8 protein-coding genes and 1 riboswitch are annotated in these 8,178 nt (G+C 73.1%); of the genes, 7 read left to right on the top strand and 1 reads right to left on the bottom strand.

All coding sequences use genetic code 11. The features are described 5' to 3' along the window. Positions 1-61 precede the first annotated feature (61 nt). The 3 genes from mltG (ABD323_RS15510) to ABD323_RS15520 all read left to right on the top strand — a co-directional run bounded on the left by mltG (ABD323_RS15510) (position 62) and on the right by ABD323_RS15520 (position 4,240). Positions 62-1,270 (top strand): endolytic transglycosylase MltG, encoded by a 1,209-nt coding sequence (gene mltG, locus ABD323_RS15510; RefSeq protein WP_344442156.1) that lies wholly within the window; start codon positions 62-64, stop codon positions 1,268-1,270. A gap of 172 nt (positions 1,271-1,442) precedes the next feature. Further along, on the top strand, positions 1,443-3,380 hold the full coding sequence (gene mltG / locus ABD323_RS15515) for an endolytic transglycosylase MltG (protein WP_344442157.1): 1,938 nt from the start codon (positions 1,443-1,445) through the stop codon (positions 3,378-3,380). A gap of 35 nt (positions 3,381-3,415) precedes the next feature. Next, complete coding sequence (locus ABD323_RS15520; protein WP_344442158.1) at positions 3,416-4,240, top strand: shikimate dehydrogenase; 825 nt, start codon at positions 3,416-3,418, stop codon at positions 4,238-4,240. A 37-nt stretch (positions 4,241-4,277) separates the two neighbouring features. On the opposite strand, the gene ABD323_RS15525 is transcribed toward ABD323_RS15520, so the two are convergent. Continuing rightward, the gene (locus ABD323_RS15525; RefSeq protein WP_344442159.1) at positions 4,278-4,529 is read right to left on the bottom strand and encodes a CBU_0592 family membrane protein; all 252 of its coding nucleotides are present in this window, start codon (positions 4,527-4,529) and stop codon (positions 4,278-4,280) included. 20 nt (positions 4,530-4,549) lie between these two features. Further along, positions 4,550-4,614, bottom strand: a riboswitch (guanidine-III (ykkC-III) riboswitch). Positions 4,615-4,813: 199 nt separating this feature from the next. Here ABD323_RS15525 and aroC point away from each other — a divergent pair. The 4 genes from aroC to aroQ all read left to right on the top strand — a co-directional run bounded on the left by aroC (position 4,814) and on the right by aroQ (position 8,124). After that, entirely contained in the window at positions 4,814-5,998 is a 1,185-nt protein-coding gene (gene aroC, locus ABD323_RS15530) for a chorismate synthase (protein WP_344442160.1), read from the top strand. Continuing rightward, positions 5,995-6,528, top strand: a complete 534-nt coding sequence (locus tag ABD323_RS15535) for a shikimate kinase (RefSeq protein ID WP_344442162.1) — start codon at positions 5,995-5,997, stop codon at positions 6,526-6,528. Before aroC ends, ABD323_RS15535 begins: the two co-directional genes overlap by 4 nt. Continuing rightward, entirely contained in the window at positions 6,525-7,610 is a 1,086-nt protein-coding gene (gene aroB, locus ABD323_RS15540; protein ID WP_344442163.1) for a 3-dehydroquinate synthase, read from the top strand. Before ABD323_RS15535 ends, aroB begins: the two co-directional genes overlap by 4 nt. Positions 7,611-7,683: 73 nt before the next feature. Continuing rightward, positions 7,684-8,124: a type II 3-dehydroquinate dehydratase gene (gene aroQ, locus ABD323_RS15545; protein ID WP_344442164.1), complete on the top strand. Its 441-nt coding sequence runs from the start codon at positions 7,684-7,686 to the stop codon at positions 8,122-8,124. Positions 8,125-8,178: the final 54 nt, after the last annotated feature.

Raw genomic sequence — 8,178 nt, forward strand, 5'->3', positions numbered from 1 at the left:
GGACGCGTCCGGACGGGCCCCGACCGTTTCCCGCGACCGGGCAAAAGGGGACTGGCACGCCATGGACCAGGACTGGGCGCCCGGGCTGACCCCGGGCCACCTCGGAGCACCCGCCCTGGAACCCCCGCCGCAGCGGCCGCCGGGCACCGAGCCGGGTGCGGGGCCGGGCGGCGGGTCCGCGCCCGATCCGGACGACCCACGGCGCCCCGACCGTACCGGACTGGCCTGCGGCCTGACCCTGCTGCTGCTGGCGCTGATGGCCGGCTCACTGCTGCTGACCGCCCAGGCGCTGCTCGGCGGCACCCGGCACCCCGCCGCGGCCGACTTCTCCGGCGGCGGCAGCGGCAGCGTGCAGGTCTCCGTCCCGCAGGGCGCCAGCCTCACCCGGATCGGCCAGATCCTGGTGCAGAACAAGGTGGTGGCCAGCGTCCAGGCCTTCACCGACGCCGCGGCCAAGGCGGCCGGCCAGCGCATCCAGCCCGGCACCTACCCGCTGCGCCACCGGATGTCGGCGGTCGCGGCGGTGGGCGTGCTGGGCAACCCGTCGCTGGCCAACGGGCTGACGGTCCCCGAGGGCTGGCGGGCCACCCAGGTCTACGCGGCCGTGGACCAGCGCCTGAAGCTGCCGGCCGGCACCGCCCAGCACACCGCCGAGCAGCACCTGTCCGAGCTCGGGCTGCCCGACTACGCCGGCGGCAACCCCGAGGGCCTGTTCTACCCGTCCACCTACAGCGTGACCGGCGAGAGCACGCCGCTGGCGCTGCTCCAGCAGATGGTCAAGCAGGCCGCCCACGAGTACGACAGCGACGGCCTGGGCCAGGCGGTGACCGAGCGCAACCTGACGCCGTACCAGATCCTGGTGCTGGCCAGCCTGCTCCAGGGCGAGGCGGACAATCCCGACGACATGGCCAAGGTCTCCCGGGTGATCTACAACCGGCTGGCCAAGAACCTGCCGCTGCAGCTCGACTCCACCGTCAACTACGCGCTCGGGCGCACGACCCTGCACACCTCCACGACCGACACCCGGCTCGACTCGCCGTTCAACACCTACCGCAACCCCGGCCTGCCGCCCACCCCGATCGACAACCCCGGACACGACGCGCTCCAGGCCGCGCTGAACCCGGCGCCGGGGGACTGGCTCTACTTCGTCACGGTGCGCCCCGGCGACACCCGGTTCACGGACAGTGAGCAGCAGCAGCGCAAGAACGTGGAGGAGTTCAACGCCTACCAGTCCCAGCACCCCGGCGCCTCGGGCTCACCGAGCCCCTGACCAGGGGGTGGTGGGCGGTTGCCGCGAGGACGGGACCACGGGAGGTACCGTGCGGTACGGTAACGTCTCCCCTCAGGCGCTGCGCTAGCACGCCGGTTCGAGATACTGCCGGGACGCCGTCCCGGACGGCCGGTCCGATCAACCGACCGTCTCCGTCGGTCTAAGGGATTCGATGACTGATCAGGGTCGGGGCTACGGCTCCCAGCCATGGAACCCCGCCGAGCCCGGCTTCGGTGAGCAGCAGCAGCTCCAGCAGCAGGCCCCCGTCCAGGGCGGCCCCGGCCACCTCGGCCAGGGTCAGTACGTCCAGCCGGGCCAGCCCGGCCAGCCCGGCCAGCCGATGATGCAGCAGCAGGTGCCGTACGGCGGCCAGGGGCAGGGCCAGTACCCGATGCAGGGCGGCGAGTACGACCCTCGGTACGCCCCGGTGGACCCCTACGCGCAGGCCCAGCAGCAGGGCCAGCCGCTCCCGGGGGACCCGTACGGGCAGCAGCAGCAACAGCAGCAGTGGCAGCAACAGCAGTCGCCGCAGCAGCAGCCGCAGCAACAGCTGCCGTACCAGCAGTACCCCCAGCAGCAGGGCTACCCGCAGCAGCAGGGCTACCCCCAGCAACAGATGCCCCAGCAGCAGCAACAGGTCCCGCAGCAGCCGATGCAGCAGCAGGTGCCCCAGCAGCCGATGCCCCAGCAGTACGCGCCCGCCCCGCAGCCGGCGCCGGCCGCGCCGGCTCCCGCGCAGCCCAGCGGCCCGGGCCCGGACGGCATCGACTGGGAGGCCGAGGCCGCCGCGCTGGACAACCCGCAGCCCGGCGCCGAGATGTACGACGCCGACCTCTACGCCGACGACGAGTACGCCGAGGGCGAGTACGCCGAGGGCGAGTACGTCGAGGAGGAGCACCCCGAGGGCGACCTCGCGCAGGACGAGCTCGCCGAGGAGGCCGAGCAGCACGACTCGTTCTTCGACGCCGGTCAGGACATCAGCGACGAGGCCGAGGCCAAGCGCAAGGCCAAGGGCAAGAAGTCCGGGCTGCGCAACAGCGGCGCCTGCCTGGTGGTCACCCTGGTCCTGCTCGGCGGCATGGGCGGCGCCGGCTGGTGGGGCTACGGCTTCTACAAGAGCCACTTCGGCCCGCCGGCCGACTACGCCGGCGCCACCGCCGCCACCGGGACGACCGCCGTCACCATCGAGATCAAGGACGGCGCCACCGGCAGCGACATGGGCACCGTCCTGAAGGACGCCGACGTGGTGAAGAGTACGGACGCCTTCATCGCCGCGTACGGCAAGAACCCCAAGGGCAACACCATCCAGCCCGGCACGTACACCATGAAGCACCAGATGTCGGCGGCCGCGGCCGTGCAGCTGCTGGTGGACTCCAACGGTGGCAACGCGCTGATCATCCCGGAGGGCATCCGGGCCTTCGAGATCTACGCCAAGATCGACACGAAGCTCAAGCTCAAGGCGGGCACGACCGCCGCGGTGGCCAAGAGCCAGGCGAACAACCTGGACCTGCCGGCCTACGCGCAGGGCAACCTGGAGGGCTTCCTCTTCCCGCAGAAGTACTCGATCACCGACGGCATGAAGCCCGAGGACCTGCTCAAGCAGATGGTCGACACCGCGGTCCAGCACTACCAGCAGCTCAACCTCGACCAGGGCGCGCAGAAGATCGGCCTCAAGAGCGGGTACGAGGTCCTCGTCGAGGCGAGCATCCTGCAGCGCGAGGGCAACAACGACAACGACTTCGGCAAGATCGCCCGGGTCCTGTCCAACCGCCTCAACACCAACGCCACGCAGGGCAAGCTGCAGCTCGACACCACGCTGCAGTACGAGCTCGGCCGCACCAACTTCACCGACGCCGAGCGCAACGGGAAGACCCCGTACAACACGTACCAGATCAAGGGCCTGCCGCCCACGCCGATCTCCAACCCGGGGGACGCGGCGATCGAGGCGGTGCTCGCGCCCACGCCCGGCGACTGGGTCTACTTCGTGGCGGTGTCGCCGACCGAGACCCGCTTCAGCAACACCTTCGCCGCCTTCAAGAACGACGTGAAGGACTACTGCACCGCGCACGGCCAGGGCTTCGACGACCAGCAGGGCACCTGCAAGACCTGACGCGCGACCCGAAGCGCGATCCGAAGGACGTGACGATGCAACACCGGGCTGCCGTGCTCGGCTCGCCGATCGCCCACTCGCTCTCCCCGGTGCTGCACCGGGCCGGCTACGCGGCGCTCGGGCTGACGGGCTGGCGCTACGACCGCTTCGAGGTGGACGAGGCCGCGCTGCCCGGCTTCCTCGCCGGGCTCGACCCGCGGCAGTGGGCCGGCTGCTCGCTCACCATGCCGCTCAAGCGCGCGGTGATCCCGCTGCTGGACGAGGTGAGCCCCACCGCGCTGGCGGTGGAGGCGGTCAACACCCTGGTCCTGGAGGCCGACGGGCGGCGCACCGGCGACAACACCGACGTGCCGGGCCTGCTCGCCGCGCTGCACGAGCGCGGGATCGAGAAGGTCCCGGCGGCGGCCGTGCTGGGCGCCGGCGCCACCGCCTCCTCCGCGCTGGCCGCGCTGGCGCGGATCTGCACCGGCGAGGTCACCGTGTACGTGCGCGGGCCCGAGCGGGCCCGCGAGATGCGGGCGCTGGGGGAGCGGCTCCAGGTGGCGGTCCGCACCGCCGACTGGGAGCGCGGCGCCGAGGGGCTGGCCGGCCCGCTGACCGTCTCGACCACCCCGGTGGGCGCCACCGACGCCTTCGCCGCCGCGCTGCCGGACGCGCCCGGGGCGCTCTTCGACGTGCTCTACCACCCCTGGCCGACCCCGCTGGCCGCGGCCTGCGCGCGGCGCGGTGCGCCGGTGCTGGGCGGTCTGGACCTGCTGGTCCACCAGGCGGTGCTGCAGTTCGAGCGGTTCACCGGGGTCACCGCGGGGCCGCTGGCGGCGATGCGGGCGGCGGGCGAGGCGGCGTTGGCCGGGCGCTAGGGTCCCGGACCCGTCGGTGGGCGCCGAGCCGCCGCCGTCAGTGCTGGGCGGCGGGCTCGCGGCCGCGCAGCACGGCGACCAGGCCGATGAGCGACACCACCGCCCAGACGCCCTCCAGCAGCAGGAACCCCCACTGCGCGGTGAGCGCGGCCTGGGTGGCGAGGACCGCCGAGCCGGCGAGGTTGAGGACCAGGTACCCCCGCGAGCGCGCACTGATCCGGCCCCACTGGGCCAGCGCGAAGGGGATGAGAATGAGGATCGATCCGAGGATCTGGACGGCCTGCTCCATACCGGCACCCTCCTGACGGGGCTGCGTCGTCTTGTCGGTCCGGGTACGGCGCGTCTCGTCCGGTGGCCGCCGGTGGGCGGTCCCCTCCATTGTGCCCGAACGCGCGGTGGACGGCGGGGCCCGGGGTGTCCACCACGATGTCCGCCACGCGGACCGCGGCCCGGGGTGACCTGCGGACGTGAAAGGATTCGCAGGCGGGCGCGCATGACGACGCCCGTTGGATCGAGCCCCGGCCGGGAGCGCGGCGCGAGCGCCGCGACCGGACCGCTGACGAAGGAGCACCGTTGGGTACGTTGCGCTGGCTGACGGCGGGGGAGTCGCACGGCCCCGCCCTGGTCGCCACCCTGGAGGGTCTGCCCGCGGGCGTGCCCGTGACCACCGCGATGGTGGCGGACGCGCTGGCGCGGCGCCGGCTGGGCTACGGCCGCGGAGCCCGGATGAAGTTCGAGCAGGACGAGGTGACCTTCCTCGGCGGTGTTCGGCACGGCCTGAGCATGGGCAGCCCGGTGGCCGTCATGGTCGGCAACACCGAGTGGCCCAAGTGGGAGCAGGTGATGTCGGCCGACCCGGTCGACGAGCAGATCCTGGCGGGCCTGGCCCGCAACGAGGCGCTGACCCGCCCCCGTCCCGGCCACGCCGACCTGGCCGGCATGCAGAAGTACTCGATCGACGAGGCCCGCCCGATCCTGGAGCGCGCCAGCGCCCGGGAGACCGCCGCGCGGGTGGCGCTCGGCGTGGTGGCCCGCTCGTTCCTCAAGGAGACCTGCGGGATCGAGATCGTCTCGCACGTGGTCGAGCTGGGCGCCGCCAAGGCCCCGGCCGGCGTGCTGCCGCAGCCCGGCGACGAGGCGCGCCTGGACGCGGACCCGGTGCGCTGCCTGGACGCGGACGCCTCCGAGCGGATGGTCGCCGAGATCGACCAGGCGCACAAGGACGGCGACACGCTCGGCGGCGTCGTCGAGGTGCTCGCCTACGGCGTGCCGGTGGGCCTGGGCTCGCACGTGCACTGGGACCGCCGGCTGGACGCGCGCCTGGCGGCCGCGCTGATGGGCATCCAGGCGATCAAGGGCGTCGAGGTCGGCGACGGCTTCGAGCTGGCCCGGGTCCCCGGCTCGAAGGCGCACGACGAGATCGTGCCGAGCCCCGAGGGCATCCGGCGCACCTCCGGGCGCTCCGGCGGCACCGAGGGCGGCCTGTCCACCGGAGAGCTGCTGCGGGTGCGGGCGGCCATGAAGCCGATCGCCACCGTGCCGCGCGCGCTGCAGACCGTCGACGTGCGCACCGGTGAGCCGGCCAAGGCCCACCACCAGCGCTCGGACGTCTGCGCGGTGCCGGCCGCCGGCATCGTCGCCGAGGCGATGGTCGCGCTGGTGCTGGCCGACGCGGTGAGCGAGAAGTTCGGCGGCGACCACGTCACCGAGACCCGCCGCAACGTGCGCGGCTACCTCGAGAACCTGATCGTCCGATGAGCCGGGACGAGGGCGCGGGCAACCTCCCGCTCGTCCTGGTCGGCCCGCCCGGCGCCGGCAAGAGCACGGTGGGCCGCCTGCTGGCCGAGCGCCTGGGCACCGGCTTCCGGGACACCGACGCCGACGTCGAGCAACTGGCCGGCAAGCCGATCCCGGAGATCTTCATCCAGGACGGCGAGCCGCACTTCCGCGAGCTCGAGTGCCGGGCCGTGGCGCAGGCGCTGGCCGAGCACCGGGGCGTGCTCGCGCTCGGCGGCGGCGCCGTGCTGGCCGAGCCGACCCGGGCGCTGCTCGCCGGGCGGACGGTGGTCTTCCTGGAGGTCGCCCTCGGCGACGCGGTCAAGCGGGTCGGCCTGGACGCCCCGCGCCCGCTGCTCGCGATCAACCCGCGCCAGCAGTGGCGCGAGCTGATGGAGCGGCGCCGCCCGCTCTACCTGGAGGTCGCCACGGCCGTGGTCGGCACCGAGGGACTCACCCCGGAGCAGGTCGCGGACGCGGTACTGGAATCACTGAAATGGGAACACGCATGAGCACCGTCACCATCCACGTCGGCGGATCGGCCGGCCACGCGCCGTACGACGTGCTGATCGGGCAGCAACTGCTCGGTGAGCTGAGCGGACTGATCGGCGGCCAGGCCCGCCGGGTGGCGATCATCCACCCGGAGGCGCTGGCGGCCACCGGCGAGGCCGTCCGCGAGGACCTGGAGGCCGAGGGCTACCAGGCCATCGCGCTGCAGGTGCCGAACGCGGAGGAGGCCAAGAGCGCCGAGGTCGCCGCCTACTGCTGGTCGGTGCTGGGCCAGACCGGCTTCACCCGCTCCGACGTGGTGGTGGGCCTGGGCGGCGGCGCCACCACCGACCTGGCGGGCTTCGTGGCGGCCAGCTGGCTGCGCGGGGTGCGCTGGATCGCGATGCCCACCACGCTGCTGGGCATGGTGGACGCGGCGGTCGGCGGCAAGACCGGCATCAACATCGCCGAGGGCAAGAACCTGGTCGGCGCCTTCCACCCGCCCGTCGGCGTGCTCGCCGACCTGGCCACCCTGGAGACCGTGCCGCGGCACGACTACGTCTCGGGCCTGGCCGAGGTGATCAAGTGCGGTTTCATCGCGGACCCAGTGATCCTCGACCTGGTCGAGGCCGACCCGCAGGGCGCGACCACGCCGAGCGGCCCGCACACCGTGGAGCTGATCCGGCGGGCCATCCAGGTCAAGGCGGACGTGGTCTCGGGCGACCTCAAGGAGGCCGGGGCGCGCGAGGTCCTCAACTACGGCCACACCCTGGCGCACGCCATCGAGCGCAACGAGCGCTACAAGTGGCGGCACGGCGCCGCGGTCTCGGTCGGCATGGTCTACGCCGCCGAACTGGGCCGGCTGGCCGGGCGGTTGGACGACGAGACGGCCGACCGGCACCGCACCGTACTGGCCTCGGTGGGCCTGCCGCTGAGCTACCGGGCGGACGCCTGGCCGAAGTTGCTGGACGCCATGAAGATCGACAAGAAGTCGCGCGGCGACCTGCTGCGCTTCATCGTGCTGGACGGCCTGGCGAAGACCTCGGTGCTGGAGGGTCCCGACCCCTCGCTGCTGGTCGCTGCCTACGCGGAGGTTTCCGCGTGAGCGAGCGAAGCGAGCGAGCAGGTCAGAAGGTGTGCGTGCGCGAAGCGCTCGCCGAGCGCAGCGAGGTGGGCGCATGAGCCGGGTCCTGGTGCTGAACGGACCGAACCTGGGCCGGCTCGGCAGTCGCGAGCCGGACGTCTACGGCGCCACCTCCTACGCGGGCCTGGTCGAGCGCTGCACCGCGCTGGGCAAGGAGCTGGGCTTCGAGGTGGAGGTCAAGGAGACCAACTCCGAGCAGCAGATGATCGAGTGGCTGCACTGGGCGGCCGACGAGAAGACGCCGGTGGTGATCAACCCGGGCGCCTTCACGCACTACTCGTACGCGCTGCGCGACGCGGCCGCCCAGCGCACCGCGCCGCTGATCGAGGTGCACATCTCCAACCCGTACGCCCGCGAGGAGTTCCGGCACAACTCGGTGATCGCGGCGATCGCCTCGGGGACCATCGCGGGCTTCGGCCTGGGCTCCTACGAGCTGGCCCTGCGGGCGTTGGCCGACCAGCTCGGCCCGCGCTGAGGCCCTGAGCAGGGGCGGGGGGGCCGGCGCCGGTCAGCGCGCGCAGGTAGGCCA

The organism is Kitasatospora nipponensis, assembly GCF_039528135.1.
GTDB classification, from domain to species: domain Bacteria; phylum Actinomycetota; class Actinomycetes; order Streptomycetales; family Streptomycetaceae; genus Kitasatospora; species Kitasatospora nipponensis.

Coding starts and splice junctions, on each gene's coding strand:
- ABD323_RS15525 (WP_344442159.1), bottom strand. CDS start 4,529: ATGGAGCAGGCCGTCCAGATCCTCGGATCGATCCTCATTCTCATCCCC.
- aroQ (WP_344442164.1), top strand. CDS start 7,684: ATGAGCCGGGTCCTGGTGCTGAACGGACCGAACCTGGGCCGGCTCGGC.
- mltG (WP_344442157.1), top strand. CDS start 1,443: ATGACTGATCAGGGTCGGGGCTACGGCTCCCAGCCATGGAACCCCGCC.
- ABD323_RS15520 (WP_344442158.1), top strand. CDS start 3,416: ATGCAACACCGGGCTGCCGTGCTCGGCTCGCCGATCGCCCACTCGCTC.
- mltG (WP_344442156.1), top strand. CDS start 62: ATGGACCAGGACTGGGCGCCCGGGCTGACCCCGGGCCACCTCGGAGCA.
- ABD323_RS15535 (WP_344442162.1), top strand. CDS start 5,995: ATGAGCCGGGACGAGGGCGCGGGCAACCTCCCGCTCGTCCTGGTCGGC.
- aroB (WP_344442163.1), top strand. CDS start 6,525: ATGAGCACCGTCACCATCCACGTCGGCGGATCGGCCGGCCACGCGCCG.